The sequence below is a fragment of the Oceanobacillus manasiensis genome (genome assembly GCF_000724085.1).
In the GTDB taxonomy this organism is placed as follows: Bacteria; Bacillota; Bacilli; order Bacillales; family Amphibacillaceae; genus Oceanobacillus_B; species Oceanobacillus_B manasiensis.
The window spans coordinates 222,305-243,667 of record NZ_CCDL010000003.1; the positions used below are offsets into that span (position 1 = coordinate 222,305).

A 21,363-nucleotide genomic window follows, 5' to 3' on the forward strand; every position below is an offset into this window, starting at 1 on the left:
GAAGGGGGCAAGAATATTGAGATCTATCATCATAAGTAGAATTATTTTTATTGCAGGAATTATCGTACTCATAGCAGGGTTGGTAAATGCTTGGAGAATGGCTAGATATGAGGAGTATTCCGGACTTGAACCAGGTGGAACTATTACGATGGAATGGAGTACCTTTTTCATGGTTTTCGGGTCATCTGTTATGAATGGAGTTGTTCTAATCGGTGTAGCAGAAGTCATTCGATTGTTGCATAAGATTTATACTAAAGAACCTATCAAATTGACTACTCATTCTGCAGCAAAACTATCTTCAGAGCGAGAGTCCGTTATTACCGGGAATGAGAAGATAAACACAGTTTGGAAAATTACTAGAGAAGATGAAGAAAAGATTTATGAGCTGTTTTCTGGTAAAGCAATCTTAGAAATAAGGCCTGCTAATATAGAAGGCAATTGTGTCGTAAAGGTTCAGGATACGAGCGGACCACTGAATCCGGAAGTTAAGGTTGTAGACATAAGTAGTTTTAATGCAACGGAAGTACAAGATACAGAAAGAAGAAACAAGATTCTCTCTTGGTATCATCAACAATAAAGAAGGATGAGCTGTTTTGGAAACAAATAAAAACAAAAGAAAACTAGGATGGTTTGGGTGGAGTTTAATCAGTATTTCTTCTATTGCTATCATTGTTACATTAATACTTTTTTTTAATGTGTTTAACGTCCGAGACGTTTTGAATATTGAAAACCTGGAAAATGCCCAAAAAGCAAAAGAAACAGAGGGTCAAGAAGTCGATGCGGAGACTGCAAAAGAAATTGAAGAAATTCAGGAAACAGTAGGTGCTCAGCATTCTGAGCTTGGTGAATTTATAGCAGAGACCCACGATTTTTATAATGATAAAACAGGCTATGGGAATATTAATAGTCTTAATTGGAAAGAACAAGCTGAAATGGCAGAAATCATTACTGAAACAATAGAAGATCAGATAGATACGGTTCAAAGTGACGCGTTAAAAACTGATCTTAACACCATACATGAGATTGCAGCGGACTCAATCGAAAATGGGAATACAGATCAAGTAAGGCTGTTGCATCGTTATTTTCATGATCTGGATATAGCGTTGAATCACTATAATGGCTCTGATAAAATATGGAAGGTAACCGAAACGCTAAAACAGTAAATCACTATTCATCCATATAGTAGATATGATAATCTTATGGTGGACAACGTAATAGAAGGAGAATGAAAATGGAAAAAACATTAATCTTTGGGCATAAAAATCCAGATACAGACACAATATGTTCAGCTCTTGCTTATGCTGACCTAAAAAAGAAGCTTGGGGTGAACGCAGAACCTGCTAGACTTGGTACAGTTAGTAAAGAAACACAGTTTGCACTTGACTATTTTGGTGTAGAAGCACCAGCATTAATTGAGACAGTAGGAACGGATGTAAAGGAAGTTATTTTAGTAGACCACAATGAATTCCAGCAAAGCGTAGATAACATTAAAGATGTTCGTATCGCTGAGGTCATTGATCATCACCGCATCGCTAATTTTGAAACGAGAGAACCATTATATTTCCGTGCAGAACCAGTGGGATGCACAGCAACTATCCTAAATAAAATGTATAAAGAAAATGGTGTTGCGGTATCAAAAGAAATTGCTGGACTACTTGTTTCCGCGATCGTATCTGATTCTCTTTTATTAAAATCACCGACATGTACAAAAGAAGACGTGGATGCAGCGTATGAGCTGGCAGGTCTTGCTGGTGTGAACTTAGAAACTTACGGACTGGAAATGCTTCAAGCTGGAGCAGATTTAAGCGATAAATCTGTAACAGAATTACTAACAATGGATGCTAAGGAATTTGCCATGGGTGATGCAAAAGTAGAAATTGCTCAAGTGAATGCTGTAAACACAAACGCGATTTATGCATTTCAGGATGACATCGATACTGAAATCGCCCAAATCATTAAAGATAAAGATTTAGACCTCTTCCTATTTGTGGTAACAGATATCCTTAACAATGATTCTGAGGTATTAGCATTAGGTAGTGGCAAAGAAAAAGTTGAGAAAGCATTTGATGTGTCCCTTGGTGATAACAATCGCTCCTTACTAAAAGGTGTTGTATCACGTAAGAAACAAATCGTAACAGCTTTAACAGATGCATTTACAAGCTAATTGTATAAAGAAAAACATAGATTCTCGCTGTTAGAGATCTTTTCTTACACCGAAAAAGCTAATCCAAGGTAATGCCTGGGATTAGCTTTTTTAGATTGGATCATGTACTATTTTTGAACTTATGAAAACGGGCTTCGATTTACTAAGTATCTCTCGAGCATTAACCGAAACTATTCTCTAAGGAAATTTTCTTCATTTACTTTAAAACGGACAAAGGCTTCAGAATCAATTGCATGGCCAATACCAGGATCTGTAGGAACGGAAATTACCCCTTGCTGGGCTACGACCTCAGGTGAAATTATGTCTTTTTCCCAATAGTTAGCAGATCCAGCGTTATCTCCTGGAAACTGAAAGCCTTTTAAAGCAGAAAGAGCAATGTTTTGTGCTCTGCCAACCCCTGCTTCAAGCATGCCACCACACCAGACGGCGATATCATTATCTATACAATAATCATGAATTTGCTTCGCAACAGTTAAGCCCCCGACTCGCCCTGGCTTTATATTAATAACATGACAGCTTCCAAGCTCAACAGCTTTTTTTGCATCTTCTAAAGAGTGGATGCTCTCATCGAGGCAAATTGGTGTATTGATCTTAGCCTGTAACTTTGCATGATCTACAATATCGTCATGCGCTAAAGGTTGCTCAATCATCATTAATTCAAAGGCATCCAACTCTTGTAATCTTGACGTTTCCTCCAGACTGTAAGCGGAATTCGCATCAACCATGATAGGTAAGTCGGGATAGTGATGCCGTACAGTTCTCAGGACATCAATGTCTTTTCCTGGCTTAATTTTTAATTTGACTCGCTTATATCCGGTTTCTTGACTCTTCTCGATTTTATGTAGTAATTGTTCTATGGATGGTTGCATACCAATGGCAATTCCTGCTTCAATTTCTGTTTTTGTTCCACCTAGAGCTCTAGCAAGAGTAATGTCTTCTCGCTTTGCATACAGATCCCAAACAGCCCCTTCTAAAGCAGCTTTCGCCATGTTATTACGTTTTATGGGAGTGAAAAGCTCAGAAACGTCATCAGGGTGCTTTATAGGATTGTCTAATAATATGGGGATTAAGAAATCCTTCATTACATGACCCGTTGTGGCAAATGTTTCTTCTGTATACCATGGTGCAGTGAAAGCAACAGATTCGCCAAAGCCTTGATGTCCTTCTCCGTCAACGATTTCTGTTATATAAAAGTCTTTGTTAGCAACTGTACCGAAACTTGTCGTAAAGGGGTTTTTTAGTTCCATGCGAAGATGGTGTAAGGTGATTTGTTGTATTGGAATTGTCATTATTATCCCTCCCTTTTTTAGTGTACACCTTTGTCGGAAATTGAAAAAGTTTAATCCAATTTAGCATAGGGGAATTTATTATATATGAATAAGTTGTAGGAGAGGATAGAGTGTCAAATACATTTGATGTGATTGTAATAGGTTCAGGCCCAGCAGGCTCTGCAGTTGCAACCTCGAGTGCGAAGGAGGGTTTGCGTACTGCTGTTATAGATGAACGTGAATATGGAGGAACATGTCCCTTAAGAGGATGCAATCCTAAAAAAGTGCTAGCCAGTGCGGCTACGATGATTGATGAGACAGAACGAATGAAAGGAAAGGGGATAGAACGTTCTGCTACAATAAATTGGCAAGATCTTATGGAGTTCAAGCGCTCTTTTACCGAGCCAGTTCCAGATGCAAAAGAAAAAAGCTTTAAAAAAGCAGAAATTGAAACCTTACATGGCAAGGCTCAGTTTATAGGTGAAAATACGATTAAGGTCGGAGAAAAAACGTTAGATGCAGAAAAAATAGTTATTGCAACAGGAGCTAAGCCAGCCCCATTACCTATTGATGGTGCTGAGCATCTTGCATATAGCGAAGACTTTCTTGAGCTTGATCAGCTACCAAACCGAGTTATTTTTGTAGGTGGTGGTTATATCTCATTTGAATTCGCTCATATTGCCGCAAGAGCTGGGAGTGAAGTGCACATCATTCAACGTGGAGGTCAAACATTAAAGGCTTTTGATCCAGATATGGTCGACTTGCTGCAAAAGAAATCCAAGGAAATAGGAATTTTCATCCACTTAAATAGCTCTGTAAAAGAAATTCAACAAAACGGTACAGAATATGTAGTGAAAGCTAAGCAAGATGATAACGAGGTTTCCTTCCATGGTGACTTGGTTGTACATGGTGGTGGCCGTGTTCCGCAAATAGAAGATCTACAACTAGATAAAGCAGGCATAGAAAGCAGTAAGACAGGTGTAACCGTTAATACGTATTTACAAAGTGTAAGCAATGAGCATGTCTATGCAGTTGGGGATGTTGCAGATACGAAAGGCTATCCATTGACTCCTGTTGGGGAAATGGAAGGAAAGATCGTCTCGCATAACATCTTAAATAAAACAAAACAGGAAGCAAACTATCATGGAATCCCATCGGTTGTATTTTCTGAGCCAAAGATGGCTAGTGCTGGCCTATCAGAAATAGAGGCTCATGAAGCTAATTATAATGTAGAGATTAATCATCAAGATATTACAGATTGGTTTACGTACAGTCATACCAACGATGGACCGGCTTCTGTGAAAATTATTGTAGATAAAAACACCGATCTTATTCTTGGGGCACACATGATTGGTGGCAAAGCAGATGAGTTAATTAATTATTTTGCCATGGCCATTCAGTTAAACATTCCAGTTAGCAAACTAAAAAGTGTTATCTATGCTTTTCCAACTGGGGTATCTGATATTCCATCCATGTTATAGTGTATATTTTACTCCTCTTTCTCAAAAGCTAACCAATAGCTGAAAGGAGGGTGTGACATGGGTGAAAAACCAAAAGGTCCAAAACAGCAAGAAAAGCCAAAATTGCCCCAAAGCCCGCAACAGCCGTACGGAGAGCCGTTAAGTGGTTCGAAGCAGGTAAAGAACAAGAATCACTCTCGACAAAATCGTAATGTTCATCATGATATGTAAAGAAGAGGTATCCTTTGGGATACTTCTTTCTCTTTACAGAACGCGATGGCGAACTGTTTCACATAAACATGAAGTTCTGCTATGATTTTTTATATATCTAGTCAGGAAGGAGAAAAGTCTATGTGGAAAGATTTTAAAGAGTTCGCTTTTAAAGGTAACGTTATGGATTTGGCTATTGCCGTTGTGATCGGTGCTGCCTTTAGCGGAATTGTTACTTCATTAGTAGAAAATATTATTACACCATTTGTGGGAGTATTAATGAATGGTGTGGATTTCTCAAATCTTAAATATACTTTTGGTGATGCGGAGATATTATACGGTTCCTTTATTCAATCTATTATTGATTTCTTCATTGTTGCTTTTTCTATTTTTCTTTTTGTACGCCTCGTAATGAAATTAAAGCGCAAAAAGGAAGAGGAAGTCATTGAGGAAGAAGTAGAAAAAGTTACTGTTCAGGAAGAGTTGCTGATGGAGATAAGAGATTTGCTACGTGAACAGAATAAGAAGTAGAATGCATTAATATTTTATGTGGGAAAAGGGCTGTACTCCATTTGAAGTACAACCCTTTTAATTTGTAAAAAGCTCTCTACTTATATATTTTAGGAATATTTTTTCTTTGCAATAAGAGTTTGAATGATTAGGAATGCCCCACCTACAGACCAGTATAGAGGGAGTGCAGCGGGTGAATTAAGCGAGAAAATCCCAATCATAATAGGGGATAAATATCCCATGATAGCCATTTGCTTTTTCATTTCAGGTGCCATGTTAATTTGTGAAACCTTGGCCTGTAAGAAGTAAATGACTACTGCAATAGCTGTTAGTAACAAATCCGTTTGTCCCAGGTTAAACCATAAAAACGAATGTGTCGCAATTTCTGGGGTCTGCCTGATCGCATAATAGAAGCCAAGTAAAACGGGCATCTGAATTAGTAGCGGGAGGCAACCAGCAAGGGACGCAAGTGGATTAATACCATGTTTTTGGTATAAGGCCATCATTTCCTGCTGCATCTTTCTTTGTGCATCCACATCTTTCTTATCACTATATTTCTTTCTCAATTCATCCATTTCAGGCTTCACTACGTCCATATGCTTTTTCATTTCAGCACTCTTTTTCATTTGCTTCAGCATAAACGGCATGATTGCCAAACGAACAAGTAGTGTAATAAGGATGATAGAAAGTCCGTAATTATCACCCAAAAAACCCGCTGTGCTTTTAATAACAGTGGAGAAGGTTTCTACAAAATAGTGCTGAAACCATCCTGTTGATTCCTCGTTTCCATTTCCCTGACAACCTGCTAAAAAAATTAAAAGTATGATCCCGACAAAGCTGTATTTTTTAATAGGTGTGAATACCGATTGTTTTTCCATTGTTCTCCTCCTCGTTTATCTTTCTGGTTGTAAAACGAGAAGGTAGGAGCTTCAGTATCATCGTCGGCATCTCGATACATCATCTTATGAGATCGCCAGTTTCGCTTGTCCACAGTTACTCCGATGGTAAGAAGAACTGGCAAAGAACGGATCATACTAGCATGTGTTTTTCGCATATAATTTTCGTTTGACTTTTTAATTGTACCGAACTGAATATCTGCAGCTCTGTATGAAAAATAGACAGACATCAAAATACTTAGCACGTATGCATATACTGGAGAAAAGTCATTTGCCAGCTCTGATATAAATTCTAAAAACATTGGTATTCACCCCCTTTATATCTAATTTGTATTAATTAATACGTATGATAAGCAATATAGTTTCTTTTTATTTGCTATACTTTCATTATAATACAACATTTCATTTTGAGGATAGGGGTTAATACATGGAAATTAGGCACTGAAATGCAGGCTATTGGAGTGGAGATGATTTAAGGTGGTGCTCCAGCCGTTCGAAGGGCCCCCCAACCAAACAGAAGTTATCATTACAGCATAGGAGGCTGATTTCCTCCTCCGACTTCAGACTGAGGTATTTTCATGCCTGAGATTGTCGCAACATTCTATATTATCCATTAAAGTTAGTATTATAAGAAACAGGGAAGGGATGAGATGAAAAAAATGGAAACAATTGTACAGGTAAATAACTTGAAAAAAACGTACAAGAAAAGGAAGTCAAATGAAGTTGTTAAGGCTGTGAACGACATTTCGTTTTCAGTAAGACGTGGGGAGATTTTAGGACTGCTTGGCCCAAACGGTGCTGGGAAAACATCTACGATTAAAATGATTTGCGGCTTACTAAAGCCTGATGAAGGTACGATCATTATTAATGGAATAAACAATCAGGATAAACGACTAAAAGCATTGCGCCATATTAGCTCAGTACTCGAGGGAAATCGAAACCTTTATTGGCGCCTAACTGTTAGAGAAAACCTCGATTACTTTGCCGGTAACAGAGGGGTCTCTAGAAAAGAAGCGAAAGCACAAATTGAAGACCTCCTAACAAAATTCAATTTAAAGCACAAAGAAAATGAGCTTGTTAATCGATTATCGCGAGGAATGCAACAAAAGCTGGCCATAGCGGTTGCAATGCTTGCCGATAGTGACGTAATTCTTTTAGATGAACCTACACTCGGACTTGATGTGGAGACAGGGTATGAGGTACGAGAACTATTACGCGGCATTGTAAAAGACTATAATCGTACAATTATCATTAGTTCACATGATATGGATGTTATTCAAGACCTTTGTGAGCGAACAGTCATTATTAATAATGGTGCTATTGTAACGGATGATCGAGTGGAGAACCTCTTACGCCTATTCGCTGTCAGATCATACAAGATAACACTTGGTGCCCCTCTAACAGATCAACAACATACGAAATTACTTCAATTTTTTCCAACTCTTACATACATCCCAGACACCCATCAATCGCTTTTGGAAATAGACCTGCAACGGAATGAAGAAATCTATGATTTATTTGATGTATTAAAAACAGAAAGCACCCCAGTAGAATCATTCGACCATAAAACGATTAACTTTGAACAAATCTTTATGAAAATCGTAAAGGGGGAGGCATCAGATCATGCGTTGGCTTAATTTATTTAAAGCAAATTTAAGAAAAGAATATTTAGAGTTGAAACGGTATTTACCTAACACGCTAGCCATGATTTTTACTTTTTATATCATCTTTCTTGGGATGTTTGCTGGCATCCAATTAATTGGGGATCCAAGTTCTCAAGACGTAAATACGCAGTATGTTATCGTCAACTACATTTTCTGGTTTTTAGCCATGATGGTTGTTAATAACATAGGTTGGGAAATCACAAATGAAGCGATGCGGGGAACATTAGAACAGCTCTGTATGTCACCAATGGGAATGTGGCGAATTATGATAACTCGATTATTCTCTTCAACCCTAGTAAATATTATTATAATTGTTGCCCTGTTGTATTTATCCATGCTAACAACTGGCCAATCACTGAACCTCGATCTGGTGGCGCTTCTTCCGATTCTAATTCTGTCTTTGATTAGTATGTTCGGTCTCGGTTTTATTATTGCGGGGATGTCCATTATATTGAAGCAAGTTCAGGCATTCTTGCAGATTCTCCAATTTATTTTAGCAGGTCTAACTTTTGTACCTCTGGCGACAGCCCCTTTTCTAGCCTATTTCCCGTTTGTTAAAGGGGTGGATATGGTGAGAGATGTGATGATAAATGGTGCGACAATAACGCAACTAGGTGCAGGGGATTTCATCATTTTATTTGTAAATGCTGTTGTTTACTTTATAGCTGGTCTTGCCGTTTTCCTTTATTGTGAAAAAGTTGCGATGAAAAAAGGATTGCTCGCACATTATTAATTTTTAGGGTAAATATTTCTCGTACTAGGTCGATGTCTTATACACTATCCCGTCAACTGTCATAGGTTATTAATGAACCTATCACAAGAAAGGGGATTTTAAATGAGACATCATGGGCATCACTGTGGATGTGGCTGTAAGAGACCAAAACAAGTAGTCCATCCAACGAAATATAATTGTGTTAATCAATATTCAGAGAGTGTTGTGGAGCATATTCATCCTTCACACACTACAGTTATGAATCATCACTTAGTTAAAAACAAGCACGTATTCCCGCATTCTACTTCTGTACAAAACACGTCAAACAGTGTAAATGAGTACGGTGGATCTTTCAATGTTCCAGGGCCAGGTCAAGTAGCTGGTGCAATGAGCCCTGGAATGGGGCCAAATGGCCAAGTAGCTGGGGCGATGAGTCCTGGTATGGGGCAGTACCCTGGTCAAGTAGCCGGAGCGATGAGTCCAGGCATGGGTCATCACCCTGGTCAAGTGGCCGGAGCAATGAACCCAGGATATGGTAAACACTGTGGATCAAAACAGTGGCAAAAACCAAATAAATGGTGTTAACTTAGAAAGAAATAAAGGCTGACGTGAATGATGTCAGCCTATTTCTTTACCACAAATTTACACTCTGTAAAGTTGTATTGTTTGGAGGATACATATGAAAATCTTGGCTGTTTCAGGTTATAAGCCTGCCGAAATAAATATTTTTAAAGAAAATGATACGAGGATTAATATTGTAAAAGCTGCGATTCAAAAAAGGCTGATCCAATTTATTGAGGAAGGATTGGAATGGGTCATCATTTCTGGCCAAATGGGGGTGGAACTTTGGACGGCGGATATTATTTTTACATTACAGGAGGAATATGATATCAAGCTAGGAGTATTTCCACCATTTGAAAACCAGGAGAGTCGATGGCCTGATCCGCTTAAAGAAAAGTATGAAGAGCTTATGATGCTGGCAGACTTCTTTAAGCCGATTTATAAAGATGATTACAAAGGAGCCTATCAGTTTAAGGCGAAGAACATGTGGCTTGTGGATAAAAGTGATGCATGCCTTCTGTTAATGGATGAAGAATTCCCGGGTAGTAACCGTTTTTTATATAATGCAGCCAAGGAAGCGGGAGAGGCATATCCAATTTATACAATTACGCCTGCGGACCTTGATGACATAGTAGAGGAAATTCGGATGTCAGATCCTGATTATTGGCAATGATGCTACTTTTCTCGATCGAATATTCGCCACCAATCTTGCAGGAATCTTCTTTAAAATAGCGAATAAAGATATAAAAGCGATGATAAAGGGGTGGCTGAGTTTGAGTGAAAAGAAGGAGCCATTTGAAATAGAAGAAAGGCTACAATATAAGGATCATATGTCAGAAATAATAAAGAAAGCTGAACGTGATGGGCAATTTGCGGACTTACCTGGTAAAGGAAAGCCTCTGCAACTAGGACAGGATTATTTAAATCCAGAAGAAAAGCAACTTTATAAAACGATGAAGGATAATCATGTATTGCCAAGATGGATAGAGCTTGCTAATAAGATAGATCATTTAAAAGAGGAGCTCACTCATATAGAAGGAAAAGAGCGAACCAAGCAAATTAAACAAATAAATAAGCTGGTGAAGGAATACAATTATGCCTGCCCTCCTTCATTGCAGCGAAATCGCATTATAGAAAAATAAAGAAGTAGAGAAGAGACGAAATCATGATTACGATTTTGTCTCTTTTTATATACATGTTTAATTATTATGTCAGAAAAATAGCTTATTTTTGTACTTTCCTATTATGATTAATGATATAATGTTTGAAAATATTGGGAATATGGGTGGGATTTGCATGAAAACTTCAATACGATTAATGAGAGAAAAGGACATTTCGGCGGTACAGCATGTGGCAAGGACGAGCTGGAACGCAACGTATAAAGGTATTATTCCAGAGACCATTCAAGAAAATTTTATTAACATGGCCTATAGCGATGTAATGATGGAAAGAAGGGTGAAAAACTCTTTCTTGTATGTAGCTGAAAAAGATCATGAGATTATTGGTTTTGCTAACTTCTCTCGAGTTAAGGAGGATGGGGAGGTGGAACTGAGTGCCATCTATATTCTTCCACAAACACAAGCACAAGGTATAGGTACAGCTATGCTCGAAAAAGGAATAAATGAGATAAAAGGGGTTACTAAGATATGCCTAAATGTAGAAGAAAAAAATGTAGTTGGAAAAAATTTCTATATTGCTAAAGGCTTTCGTGCGGAATCCACTTTTGAAGAGGATCTAGATGGGTATATTTTAAAAACAGTGCGGATGATCAAAGAAATACGTTAGATGCAACGAAACCAATTATGAGGTAAAAACGTACTATTAAAATGGTTCTTAACTATTGAATTAGCATAAGTATGACTGGAATTTTCGAAATCATACGTATTTTCGGTAAGTGTAAGAGTAAATGGTTAGAGTAAGGGGGAGGGATTTTTTGCCTTTATCACAATATATCTATGTTGCCACAGGCCTAGTAGCGGTTTTTATTACAGTTTGTATTATTTTAGCTTTTATAAAAGGGAGATGGAAAGAACGACCATATCGTTTATCATGGGTTGCATTCGTTACCCTTATGCTTCATTGGGTGTTGGCGCTGACCGAAGTATATGAACAGTTTTCATTTAATGTGGGGAATTTTCTTTTTGACTTCATATGGCTAAGTTCAGCGATATTCTGTTTAGTTGCCACATGGAAGGAAAGCAAAAACAATCAGGCAGTGGCATGGTTTTTGGCAGGCGTTTCGGTAATCAGTCTCCTGTTTGGTTTTATTCTATTTGGCATAAACGGTATGGAATAGGATAAAAACAAATTTAAGCGATGACGATTTTGGATAGTCATTGGGTTTACAAAGGGGATAGAATTTGTCATGTCTAAAAACAAGGATAACGAGGATGAGGAATTAGGGATCATTGGGAAGGTTATTGTAGGCTTATTGTTAGGATTGCTAGTCGTGTTTTGTGCTGCTGTTTTCATTGCAATTTACTTATTTGCCTTTGCTGGTCTATTTACAATTTTAGATATAGCGTATCCCTCACTCAAATCATTAGTCTTTTTCAATTTATGGTTCTTTGGTGTGGCCATCATATTCGAATTGATATTCATAGGGATCTTCTATCGGGTTTCTGCTTCTATAGGACGCTACAGCAGATCCCTCTATATTTTGTTTGATTGTATATCGACATGGCTGGCGATTTTTACAGTTGACGAGCTTTTTACTACCATTACCATCACAGTCCCACAGGAGATAATCATTGCAGTGGTTTTTTCCCTTATTGAATTTGCTTTTGAGAATAAAAAGGAAGGAAAAGATGCATGAAAAAATTTCGGTTTGATAAACAAGTGGGGACACATATAACACACTATGAATCTAACTTTTGGCTTTCACGAATCCTTCAAATAGAGAATAAGAATGTGCAAATTTTCTGTATGCACTTGGAAGCAGAAGGTGTCATAGGGGCGCACGCTGCACAAGTAGAACAGCTACTTTTAATCATCCAAGGTGAAGGGGTTGTATCTGGAGGAAGTGACCAAAAGAAAATGAAAGTTAGCATGGGGGATGCTGTTTTCTGGGAAACGGGAGAGTGGCATGAAACTAAGACGGAAAAAGGTATGACAGCTATTGCGATAGAGGGAGAAGGAATAGATCCTGGCAAGTTTATGAAACTGGGAAAGGGAAATTAGTCAGGGGTGAAAATGTGCAAATAAGATTGGCAGAGCAACGTGATGCTCAAGCGATTGCTAAAGTACATGTAGATGCTTGGCGAACCACATACGAGGGGATTATCCAGAACAACTATTTAAATCAACTTAGTTATGAAAGCATGACCAGCTTATGGAAATATAATATAAAAACAGATCAGGTATATGTAGCAGTCAACGATCAAGAGGAGATAATTGGTTTTACTACTGGTGGTGTAAAGAAAACAGAAGGATACCATGACTTTCAAGGTGAATTGTATGCTGTTTATATTCTCAAGGAATTCCAGGGGATGAACATAGGAAGAAAGCTGCTAAACATGGTAGTGGAACACGTAAAGACACTTCAAATGAATTCCATGCTGGTACTTGTTTTGAAAGATAATCCAGCAGTTCAATTTTATAAAGCTATGGGCGCTCAAAAGATTGATAGTCTTACAATTTCAGTAGCAGGAACAACGCTCCAAGAAGAAGTGTATGGTTGGTTGAACCTGAACAATATACATAAATAAGGGTGTTCCTCATTATGCTAGTTTCAACTTACAGCATATTAAATCGTACTAATGAAGGAGAGTAAATCATGAAAACAATTGGCTTAATTGGTGGTATGAGCTGGGAATCTTCAGCTGAATACTACAGGATCATAAATGAAGAAATAAATAGACGTCTTGGTGGACTTCACTCTGCCAAAATCGTCCTGCATAGTGTGGACTTTGAAGAAATTGAGTATTGCCAAAAGACTGGTGAATGGGAAAGAGCAGGCAAGATTTTAGCTGATTGTGCATCTTCTCTTGAACGGGCTGGCGCTGACTTTATTTTAATTTGTACGAATACTATGCATAAGGTGATTCAACAAATGGAAGCTTCTGTTAAAATACCTATCCTTCACATTGCGGATGCCACTGCCTTGGCCATTCAAAATGCCAAGATTAAAAAAGTAGGCTTATTAGGTACCTCTTATACGATGGAACAGGATTTTTACAAAAAAAGAGTTGAAGACAATGGGATAGAGGTAATCGTGCCTGAGCAAGCAGCGCGTGCTGAGGTCAATGCGATTATTTTCAATGAATTATGCCATGGAAAGATAGAGTCTAGCTCAAGGGAATATTACAAATCGGTTATTGCCGATATGGTGGTGCAAGGCGCAGAAGGCATAGTATTAGGCTGCACAGAAATTGGTCTCTTGATAAAAGCAGAAGACTCTCCAGTACCTGTGTTTGATACGACACACATTCATGCTATTAAAGCTGTTGAAAAATCATTAGAGGTGGGTGTATGAAATGCTTAACACTATATGGCGTGTAGGAACAACGTACATACCCGTAAAAGATGTAGAAGAATCCTCAAATTGGTATAAAAGCAATCTTGGTGCTGATGTGATGTATCAGGACGAGAAAAAAGCCATTATCAATTTTGCAAATCAGAGCTTTTTCCTTGTGAAGGCTCCAGAAAAGGCAACGGCCAATTTTGAGGATAGTGATGGATACACTCATTTCTCATTGACATTTGAGGTGGATGGGCTGGCTGCATTGGAAAACTTACACCAGCAATTTAATGAAAATGGTATAAAAATGGGTCCTGTTGAAGATCGTGGACATGCAGGGAGAAACTTTATCTTCTATGACCCAAGCGGAAACAAGTTTGATATTTGGAGTGAACTGAGCCCTGATTTCAAAGAGAAATTTGTCGCTGATGCGCGGGGTTAAAGTAAAAAAATTGGAGGGTTAATCATGTTATTACATAGAGAAATAAACGGAACAGGGGAACCGCTTTTTTTCCTTCATACAGGTTTGCAGACAGGTGGAGTGGATTTTCAGCAACAAAAGGAATTTTTTCAAAAAGATTACCGGGTCATACAACCAGATTTACGAGGCCACGGGAAGTCTGTTACGGATGATTATTCGAACATTATTCAAGACTCAGTTAAGGACCTTAAAGAAACAATGGATCACGACAACATTTCCTCCGCACATTTTGCCGGGTGCTCAATGGGTGGGCTTATAGCATTAGCCTTTGCCAAGCAGTATCCCGAATACGTAAAGAGTCTCGCAATATCTGGCATTATTCCCAGAAAACCAGCTAATTGGAAAGAGCTAACAGCTGAGGATACAAAGCAAGTAGCAGAGATAATAAAAAGTGAAGAAGCAATCGCCTATTTTGATGATATACATGATGGCGATTGGCGTACCTTGCTATCTTCAACGGAAGAGAGTGATTGGTATCCATTTGAATTGACAGGTGATCTTTCTGAGTTAGGAATGCCAACATTGTTTTTAGTCGGTGAAGAAAGGGAGTTGGAAACAAGAGGTGTTGAGGTATATCCAGCGATGAATGACAAGATCCACGTTTCCGTAATTCCCTTCGCTGGTCACAATGTACATTTAGAGCAGCCTGAGTTGTATAGTAATGTTCTTGAGTTGTTTTTAAATAATATTGATAAAGCATAGTGATAATTATGATAGGAAGTTACCTCAGGGTTGTATGATCGCAAAAAAGGTGATATACAGTCAAAAGTGATTGGAAGAGGTGTATAAAGTGGGAGTCTAAAAAGCCTATTATCACAATTCTTTCAGGTGTTGGAGAAAGGAGAGAGAATATGGCAGGAAATTTTGACTTGGGTACCTTTCTAATATATGTTCTTTTGTTAGTTATCATGGCTCTAGTTATACAAGTCTTGCTGAGGTATTACTTAAATAAATTATTTAATATCAATAAAAAACTTTTTTCCTATAACTATGTTAACAAAGTCCATCAGAAAAGTGACTGGAGCATCAGGATTGTAATGAGTATTGCTATTTTCTATTATGTTCTTCAAGGAAATTTGAAGGAAACCATATATGTGATATTAGGTTTTGCTATATTACAAGAAGTGGTTCGTGCCTTCATGGAATGGAAGTACGCTCAAAATAGAAAACCACTATATATAACACTGATTGAACTTGGTACGTTTATCTTATTTAGTTTGATTTTTATTCAAACGGCAGGATTTGGATTATTCAAATACTTGTAAAGGTTAAAGGGTGATGTTTATTGTATAAAAAAGATAAACTTTCTGTGCGAGCTATTGAGAGAAGAGATGAGATCGCGCTTGAAAAATGGTTATCTAACCCAGAAGTGCTAGCATTTTACGAAGGAAGAGACAATCCGTATGATCTTCAAAAAGTTAGAGCGGATTTCTACGGGAATGAGCCTGAAGTATATAAGTGTATCGTAGAATTTGATGATGTTGCCATTGGTTACATACAATTCTATGAAATTTGTGAAAGAACGAGCAACCTTACAGGGTATGAAGAAGAAGTTACATACGGCCTGGATCAGTTTATAGGGGAGCCTAATTACTGGGGGAAGGGAATTGGAACCATGCTTGTTCAGTCGATGCTTAATTATCTGCAACAGGAAAAACAGGTAGATGTTATTATTCTAGATCCCCAAGTCACAAATTATCGGGCCATACGCTGCTATGAAAAATGCGGGTTTAAAAGGATAAAACGACTGCCGGCACATGAGTATCATGAAGGGAAGTATCGAGATTGCTGGTTAATGGAATACCGAACAAAGAGTAGGAGAGGGAACTTATGAATAGTAAAGATATTTTAAAGAGGTTCGGTTTTGATGTAAGTGAAGAGCCAGAAAGCATCTATGCTTTTTCCCCGGTATATCGTGTTTCCAAAGGAGGGGAAGACGACGTTATTATTAAGAAAACCCAGCGTCCGTTAGATAAAGCAGAAAGGCTAATGGACTATTTACAATTTCTAAAGAAAAATAAAGTGCATGTTGTCACTCCGGTTTATATAACAACGCATAATCCTCAACAGATAGAGGAGGATGTTTATGTAGCTTATCCGTTCATTAAGGGTGATGTATATACTGGTAAAGACGGAGAAATATATGAGGCTGGTAAACTGCTTGGAAAAATACACGAACTCTCACCGAAAGAAAATGAGTACCAATTAAGTGAATACGATGTCTATGATTTTAATTTAGGTGAAGTACGAGAGAGTATCGAACAAATACGTGAGCATGTTGAGCAGTATAATGTTCCCATAGATGTTGAACTGATGGAAAGAATATTTAATAAAGCTGTAGGTCAGCAGGATGAATTGAAGGCAGCACCATTACCTCATGTTATTACCCCAAACGATTACAAATCGAATAACTTAATTTATACCCCGTCTCCTTATCTAATCGATCCAGATAATGCCACGTGGATACCAAGAATTTTTGATTTAGCATTAGTACTGCTTCTCTTTCATAATGAATTGGATAGCGCTCCTGCTGAGATTTTTACCACAACGCAATGGAAACTTTTTTTGGAAGGTTATTCAGAGTATATCCAATTAACGGAGAATGAAAAGACCTTTTGGGAGGTAGCTCTTGAGCATGTTTTTTTGGATGAAGTGATGTGGCTAATGGCAGAGGTACCAGAGGACTGGGAGCGACCTGAACAGCGTTTGCTGTTTGAGAGTCTTGTGAAAACTATGCTTAATCACTCGAAAAACTACACGTTATAAGATATAAAATAGTAGTTTTATAGCGCGCTTATTTACCATTTAATGATGGAAAGCGCGACTTTTAGTATGTAATGATAATCATATGTAGGCACATTGCCACGGAACCTTTTCTACTAAAAAAATTCACGGCTTATTAACGTTCTGTTAATTCTCTCTTTAAATTTACCAGTTATGCTTGAACTGAGTTAAATTTGAGAGGAGAGATGGCATGTTAAAAAAAGTTGGAGTCGTTGCATTAAGTGCGGGACTTATATTTTCAGCGATGGGATCTGTACCTGCAGTAGAAGCAGGTAAGCCGGAATGGGCGGGGAAAGGCAAGCCAGATTGGGTGGAAGCTAAGAAGGGGAATGATAGCGTAGAGAACGTGATTTATATGATTCCCGATGGATTTAATGCAGATTATGCGAAGAATTATCGTTTATTTAAGGGCGAAGATGCTGTATGGGACGAGCATATGAAGGGAATGTACACCACTCACTCAGCCAATTCTAATATTACAGATTCTGCAGCAGCAGGTACAGCGATGGCGACAGGAGTTAAAACAAACAATGGAATGATTAGTCTCAGCCCTGAAGGTGAAGAACTTGAGACTATTCTGGAAGCTTCACAGGAACAAGGTATGTCAACGGGCTTAGTTGCAACATCAACCATTACTCATGCCACACCAGCGGTTTTCGCTTCCCATGTGGAAAGTCGTAACAATGAAACGGAAATTGCCAGACAAATGGTCGAAAACGAAGTGGATGTTATGCTTGGTGGTGGGAAAAACAATTTTCTCCCTAAATCCATGGGCGGTAATCAAGAAGACGTAAATGTATTAGAAGACGCGAAAGATAGAGGGTATACACTAGTTGAAACACGAAAACAATTAAAGAGTCAAAATGATATAGCATTAAATAAGGGTGATAAATTACTTGGTTTATTCGCAGACGATGCACTAACTGACGAGCTGGCGCGTGATAAAGATGCTCAGCCAAGTCTGGCAGAAATGACAGAAGTAGCGATTGAAATTTTGTCCCAAGATGATGAAGGCTTTTTCCTTATGGTAGAAGGAAGTCAAATTGATTGGGCTGGTCACGCTAACGATGCTGGCTGGGCAATAAGCGAAGTAGAAGCATTTGAAGCAGCAGTAAAAGCAGCTTTGGAATTTGCTGAAGAAGACGGTGAAACACTAGTTGTGGTTGGCAGTGACCATGAAACTGGTGGAATGACAACTGGTGTAGATGGGTCTCCATCCAACGCATCACCAGAAATACTTAGTAACGTAAAGGCAACTGGTTCACTTATGGCTTCAGAGTTGAATGAGGGCCGTACAAATATTGCCGAAGTGCTGGAAACATACACCGATTTGGATTGGAGTTCTGGTGAGATCCAACAAATCCAAGGAGCGGAAGACCCTGCAACGGAGATAAATCGTCTGATCAGTAACAGAGCTAACATTGGGTGGACGAGCAGCAACCACACTGCTGCAGATGTACCGCTATATGTTTATGGCCCTGGTGCAGAGAATTACACAGGATTTCATGACAATACAGATTTACCTAAATTCATTGCAGATTCGCTAGGAATCAGTTTCGGTAATTGAGTTCGGTTGATAGATTAGTTGATTAGATAACATGCTTGGGGTTTACGTAAGTAACCTTAAGCATGTTTTTATTCGTTTCGGGGGTGTGGTGCTCAAGTGTAATGTGACTTCAAGAAGCGGAAGAGATCGGAGTGTAGTAGAATTCATCGAGGTGATGAAAGTCAAAAAGCAAAAGAGGCCGGAGTAAATTGCACGTCATCGATGTTATGAAGTGCAAAACGCCATAGAAATATAAGTGAACTGCACGTCATCAGTGTTATGAAGTGCAAAACGCCATAGAAATCCAAGTAAACTGCACGTCATCGATGTTATGAAGTGCAAAACGCTATAGAAATATAAGTGAATTGCACGTCATCGGTGCTATGAAGTGCAAAACGCCATAGAAATCCAAGTAAACTGCACGTCATCGGTGCTATGAAGTGCAAAACGCCATAGAAATATAAGTGAATTGCACGTCATCGATGTTATGAAGTGCAAAACGCCATAGAAATCCAAGTGAATTGCACGTCATCGGTGCTATGAAGTGCAAAACGCCCTAGAAATCCAAGTAAACTGCACGTCATCGGTGCTATGAAGTGCAAAACACCATAGAAATCCAAGTAAACTGCACGTCATCCAGGCAACCAACATTAAATAAAGGATGAAATCACACTATTCCTTAACATGCACTAGTTCGAACCGCTCACAGACTAACAGCATATCCTCAGAGAATTCACGATCAAGCCGTTGCAATTCTTCTGTAAAGAATTTCACGTGCGCTTCTTTCCAATACTGATAGGTTCTATCTCCTTCACCTTCCGCAATAGCAAACTCCTCAGGTACTTCATTCATTGGCATAATATCCACCTTAACTGTCTTAATGATAGCTACGGGCTCATCCTTAGAGTTTAATATAATGCTATAATCCTCAATTGCCGGTAAGGGCTCTTTTTCCAATTCATAAAATACGTAAGCCGAGCATGTAGCTGTTTTTGTCCCATCTATTACTAGCTGTGCTAAATAATCTGAATCAGCTCCGAATTGCCAAACTTCGACTGTATGTGGTTTTGGTTGGTTTTGTGTTTCCCAAAATTCATTCCAATATACTTGTGCTGCAGTATTCATATAATTACCTCCTAAACTAACAATCAATTGACCTTGATTAAGCATACACCAAGAAATTTATTAAAAAAAGGAAATTGTAAAACAAAAAGCGAATAGTTATAATTAAGACTAAGTTTAGGGGTTAATCTATGAAACTATATGGAGAATTTACAAAAGAAGACTGGATGGAAGCCTTACATATTAACGAAAAACAGATTCCTGCCTCTCTTATCTTGCATGGCGAATGGGAACATGCATGGAATCTACAAATATGGAAAAAATTATTGGAGCAAGAGCAATGGATCCCATCATGGAATGCCATTACGGGGAAATACGCTCAAACAAGAATAGGGTTCGCCAATGTCTTTGGAGGTCCTCAGGCGGCCATGATTGCGCACCGCTTTGCTATGCTCGGTACAGAAATAATGATCCAAACGGGATATTTTGGAGGCCTTTCAAAGCAATCGTCCTATGGAGACATCTTTATTGTAACAGGTGCTTATATGGAGGACGGGGTTTCCCGATGGTATTTATCTGAACAAGATATAGTATATGCAGATCCTCAGTTAGTAAAAGAAGCAATAGCTTATTGTGAAGAAAAGAATTAGAGCTATGTAACTGGTAATATATATACCACAAGTGCGATGTTAATGGAGACGACAGAGCTAGTTGAGGATTGGTCTAAAAAAGGATTTATTGGTGTTGACATGGAGACAGCCACGACCTTTGCAGTCGCCAGAAAATACAATCGCCGTGCTGTTGGTTTACTTAATCTCTCTGACCATTTGATACAGGGAGAAACATTTTATTCTCGTATAGCTGACTATGAACAAATTGAAGAGAGAACTGATAAGAGAATAAGGGAAATAGCTTTATATCTTAGTAGTTTAGGAAAGTAGGGTAAGGGTTGTTAAGAAGAAAAATAAATATATTGATTTTATTAAGTTTGCTTAGTCTGGTTGCAGCTTGCTCAAATCAAGAAAATCAGGATGCGCTTATTGAGGAAGGAGAGCTTACGGATTACGAACGCAATCTAACAAATTTGGTTAGCGAAAACGTCTTTGTTTATGATGTAGAAATTTTAAATAAAAATGCAAAAGCGGTCCGTTTAAAGGTAGACTACTATCAAGAAGGAGAGCTTGTGGACACCATTGTGAATCTCTCTTTTAGCGTCGATGTAGAAGAAGAGTCAGAGGCGAGGCTCGTATTTTTGAACACACCACCTAGTGGCCAGGAAAAATGGGTTGCCGCGATTATGACAGAGAATGGAATGGCCAGTTCGACTGTGGATGAAGGCTTGCCGAAGATGGAAGATATGTCCGGTATTGCAGGAAGTTTAGTTGGGCCAAGTTTAGAGATAAACAAGGAATCCGTTATTGGTTCAATGGTTAAAAGTAATCAAGAAACCATTGGCACACCGGTTCATATCGAAACAGAAGAGGATCTAAAAAGGGCTACGTCCTATGAACATGTCTTTATCTTAAAGGCAACTTTAATGGACTGTAATGTAGGAGAAGAAGGTTGTCCAGAATAAGGAGTGAGCA

The 21,363-nt window shown here is 38.5% G+C and carries 28 protein-coding genes and 1 pseudogene; 25 read left to right on the top strand and 4 right to left on the bottom strand.

Features of this window, described 5'->3' with window-relative positions:
- The first annotated feature begins 16 nt into the window (after positions 1 to 16).
- From BN985_RS14625 to BN985_RS14635, 3 genes are all read left to right on the top strand, one after another.
- Complete coding sequence (locus BN985_RS14625; protein WP_042224335.1) at positions 17 to 577, top strand: hypothetical protein; 561 nt, start codon at positions 17 to 19, stop codon at positions 575 to 577.
- Positions 578 to 593: 16 nt separating this feature from the next.
- Entirely contained in the window at positions 594 to 1,163 is a 570-nt protein-coding gene (locus BN985_RS14630) for a hypothetical protein (protein ID WP_042224336.1), read from the top strand.
- A 68-nt stretch (positions 1,164 to 1,231) separates the two neighbouring features.
- Entirely contained in the window at positions 1,232 to 2,164 is a 933-nt protein-coding gene (locus tag BN985_RS14635; RefSeq protein WP_042224337.1) for a manganese-dependent inorganic pyrophosphatase, read from the top strand.
- Between the two features lie 170 nt (positions 2,165 to 2,334).
- Here the strand turns inward: BN985_RS14635 and menC are convergent, their stop codons facing one another.
- On the bottom strand, positions 2,335 to 3,453 hold the full coding sequence (gene menC, locus BN985_RS14640; RefSeq protein WP_042224338.1) for an o-succinylbenzoate synthase: 1,119 nt from the start codon (positions 3,451 to 3,453) through the stop codon (positions 2,335 to 2,337).
- 110 nt (positions 3,454 to 3,563) lie between these two features.
- Between menC and BN985_RS14645 the strand changes: the two genes are divergently transcribed.
- The 3 genes from BN985_RS14645 (at position 3,564) to mscL (ending at position 5,633) form a co-directional block, all read left to right on the top strand.
- Positions 3,564 to 4,913: a dihydrolipoyl dehydrogenase family protein gene (locus BN985_RS14645; RefSeq protein ID WP_042224340.1), complete on the top strand. Its 1,350-nt coding sequence runs from the start codon at positions 3,564 to 3,566 to the stop codon at positions 4,911 to 4,913.
- Positions 4,914 to 4,970: 57 nt separating this feature from the next.
- Positions 4,971 to 5,123: a small acid-soluble spore protein P gene (locus BN985_RS14650; protein WP_042224341.1), complete on the top strand. Its 153-nt coding sequence runs from the start codon at positions 4,971 to 4,973 to the stop codon at positions 5,121 to 5,123.
- A 120-nt stretch (positions 5,124 to 5,243) separates the two neighbouring features.
- Positions 5,244 to 5,633, top strand: a complete 390-nt coding sequence (gene mscL, locus BN985_RS14655) for a large conductance mechanosensitive channel protein MscL (RefSeq protein ID WP_042224342.1) — start codon at positions 5,244 to 5,246, stop codon at positions 5,631 to 5,633.
- Between the two features lie 89 nt (positions 5,634 to 5,722).
- Here the strand turns inward: mscL and yidC are convergent, their stop codons facing one another.
- Positions 5,723 to 6,490, bottom strand: a complete 768-nt coding sequence (yidC, locus tag BN985_RS14660) for a membrane protein insertase YidC (protein WP_042224343.1) — start codon at positions 6,488 to 6,490, stop codon at positions 5,723 to 5,725.
- Positions 6,427 to 6,810, bottom strand: a complete 384-nt coding sequence (locus BN985_RS14665) for a hypothetical protein (protein WP_042224344.1) — start codon at positions 6,808 to 6,810, stop codon at positions 6,427 to 6,429. Before BN985_RS14665 ends, yidC begins: the two co-directional genes overlap by 64 nt.
- Positions 6,811 to 7,167: 357 nt before the next feature.
- Here BN985_RS14665 and BN985_RS14670 point away from each other — a divergent pair, with 357 nt between their 5' ends.
- From BN985_RS14670 to BN985_RS14750, 17 genes are all read left to right on the top strand, one after another.
- Positions 7,168 to 8,145 carry an ABC transporter ATP-binding protein gene (locus tag BN985_RS14670; RefSeq protein ID WP_042224883.1) on the top strand — a complete coding sequence of 326 codons (978 nt, stop codon included), beginning with the start codon at positions 7,168 to 7,170 and terminating at the stop codon, positions 8,143 to 8,145.
- Positions 8,132 to 8,905, top strand: a complete 774-nt coding sequence (locus BN985_RS14675) for an ABC transporter permease (protein WP_042224346.1) — start codon at positions 8,132 to 8,134, stop codon at positions 8,903 to 8,905. The genes BN985_RS14670 and BN985_RS14675 overlap by 14 nt, the downstream gene beginning before the upstream one ends.
- Positions 8,906 to 9,007: 102 nt before the next feature.
- Positions 9,008 to 9,469: a spore coat protein gene (locus BN985_RS14680; protein ID WP_042224348.1), complete on the top strand. Its 462-nt coding sequence runs from the start codon at positions 9,008 to 9,010 to the stop codon at positions 9,467 to 9,469.
- A 94-nt stretch (positions 9,470 to 9,563) separates the two neighbouring features.
- Positions 9,564 to 10,118 (top strand): SLOG family protein, encoded by a 555-nt coding sequence (locus BN985_RS14685; protein ID WP_042224349.1) that lies wholly within the window; start codon positions 9,564 to 9,566, stop codon positions 10,116 to 10,118.
- Between the two features lie 100 nt (positions 10,119 to 10,218).
- Positions 10,219 to 10,587: a DnaJ family domain-containing protein gene (locus BN985_RS14690; protein ID WP_232225601.1), complete on the top strand. Its 369-nt coding sequence runs from the start codon at positions 10,219 to 10,221 to the stop codon at positions 10,585 to 10,587.
- A 154-nt stretch (positions 10,588 to 10,741) separates the two neighbouring features.
- A complete protein-coding gene (locus BN985_RS14695) occupies positions 10,742 to 11,230 on the top strand; it encodes a GNAT family N-acetyltransferase (RefSeq protein ID WP_042224353.1) in 489 nt (162 codons plus the stop codon).
- Positions 11,231 to 11,378: 148 nt separating this feature from the next.
- Entirely contained in the window at positions 11,379 to 11,741 is a 363-nt protein-coding gene (locus BN985_RS14700; protein ID WP_052360706.1) for a hypothetical protein, read from the top strand.
- A gap of 69 nt (positions 11,742 to 11,810) precedes the next feature.
- Positions 11,811 to 12,260, top strand: coding sequence for a YrvL family regulatory protein (locus BN985_RS14705; protein ID WP_042224354.1), 450 nt, complete (start codon positions 11,811 to 11,813; stop codon positions 12,258 to 12,260).
- Positions 12,257 to 12,625, top strand: a complete 369-nt coding sequence (locus BN985_RS14710) for a cupin domain-containing protein (RefSeq protein ID WP_042224356.1) — start codon at positions 12,257 to 12,259, stop codon at positions 12,623 to 12,625. The genes BN985_RS14705 and BN985_RS14710 overlap by 4 nt, the downstream gene beginning before the upstream one ends.
- A gap of 14 nt (positions 12,626 to 12,639) precedes the next feature.
- The gene (locus BN985_RS14715; protein WP_042224358.1) at positions 12,640 to 13,152 is read left to right on the top strand and encodes a GNAT family N-acetyltransferase; all 513 of its coding nucleotides are present in this window, start codon (positions 12,640 to 12,642) and stop codon (positions 13,150 to 13,152) included.
- Between the two features lie 68 nt (positions 13,153 to 13,220).
- Entirely contained in the window at positions 13,221 to 13,919 is a 699-nt protein-coding gene (locus tag BN985_RS14720; protein WP_042224359.1) for an aspartate/glutamate racemase family protein, read from the top strand.
- 1 nt (position 13,920) lies between these two features.
- Positions 13,921 to 14,346, top strand: a complete 426-nt coding sequence (locus BN985_RS14725; protein WP_042224361.1) for a VOC family protein — start codon at positions 13,921 to 13,923, stop codon at positions 14,344 to 14,346.
- Between the two features lie 24 nt (positions 14,347 to 14,370).
- On the top strand, positions 14,371 to 15,087 hold the full coding sequence (locus tag BN985_RS14730) for an alpha/beta fold hydrolase (protein WP_042224362.1): 717 nt from the start codon (positions 14,371 to 14,373) through the stop codon (positions 15,085 to 15,087).
- A 149-nt stretch (positions 15,088 to 15,236) separates the two neighbouring features.
- A complete protein-coding gene (locus tag BN985_RS14735; protein WP_052360707.1) occupies positions 15,237 to 15,650 on the top strand; it encodes a DUF4181 domain-containing protein in 414 nt (137 codons plus the stop codon).
- 20 nt (positions 15,651 to 15,670) lie between these two features.
- Positions 15,671 to 16,219, top strand: coding sequence for a GNAT family N-acetyltransferase (locus tag BN985_RS14740; RefSeq protein ID WP_042224364.1), 549 nt, complete (start codon positions 15,671 to 15,673; stop codon positions 16,217 to 16,219).
- Entirely contained in the window at positions 16,216 to 17,151 is a 936-nt protein-coding gene (locus BN985_RS14745; protein ID WP_042224365.1) for an aminoglycoside phosphotransferase family protein, read from the top strand. Before BN985_RS14740 ends, BN985_RS14745 begins: the two co-directional genes overlap by 4 nt.
- Before the next feature lie 208 nt (positions 17,152 to 17,359).
- Positions 17,360 to 18,736, top strand: a complete 1,377-nt coding sequence (locus BN985_RS14750; RefSeq protein WP_042224367.1) for an alkaline phosphatase — start codon at positions 17,360 to 17,362, stop codon at positions 18,734 to 18,736.
- 651 nt (positions 18,737 to 19,387) lie between these two features.
- On the opposite strand, the gene BN985_RS14755 is transcribed toward BN985_RS14750, so the two are convergent.
- On the bottom strand, positions 19,388 to 19,840 hold the full coding sequence (locus BN985_RS14755; protein ID WP_042224369.1) for an ASCH domain-containing protein: 453 nt from the start codon (positions 19,838 to 19,840) through the stop codon (positions 19,388 to 19,390).
- 164 nt (positions 19,841 to 20,004) lie between these two features.
- On the opposite strand from BN985_RS14755, the pseudogene BN985_RS14760 reads away from it, so the two are divergent.
- Together BN985_RS14760 and BN985_RS14765 are read left to right on the top strand one after the other, a co-directional pair.
- A pseudogene (locus BN985_RS14760) lies at positions 20,005 to 20,718 on the top strand (nucleoside phosphorylase).
- 8 nt (positions 20,719 to 20,726) lie between these two features.
- Positions 20,727 to 21,353, top strand: a complete 627-nt coding sequence (locus BN985_RS14765) for a hypothetical protein (protein ID WP_042224370.1) — start codon at positions 20,727 to 20,729, stop codon at positions 21,351 to 21,353.
- Positions 21,354 to 21,363 lie beyond the last annotated feature (10 nt).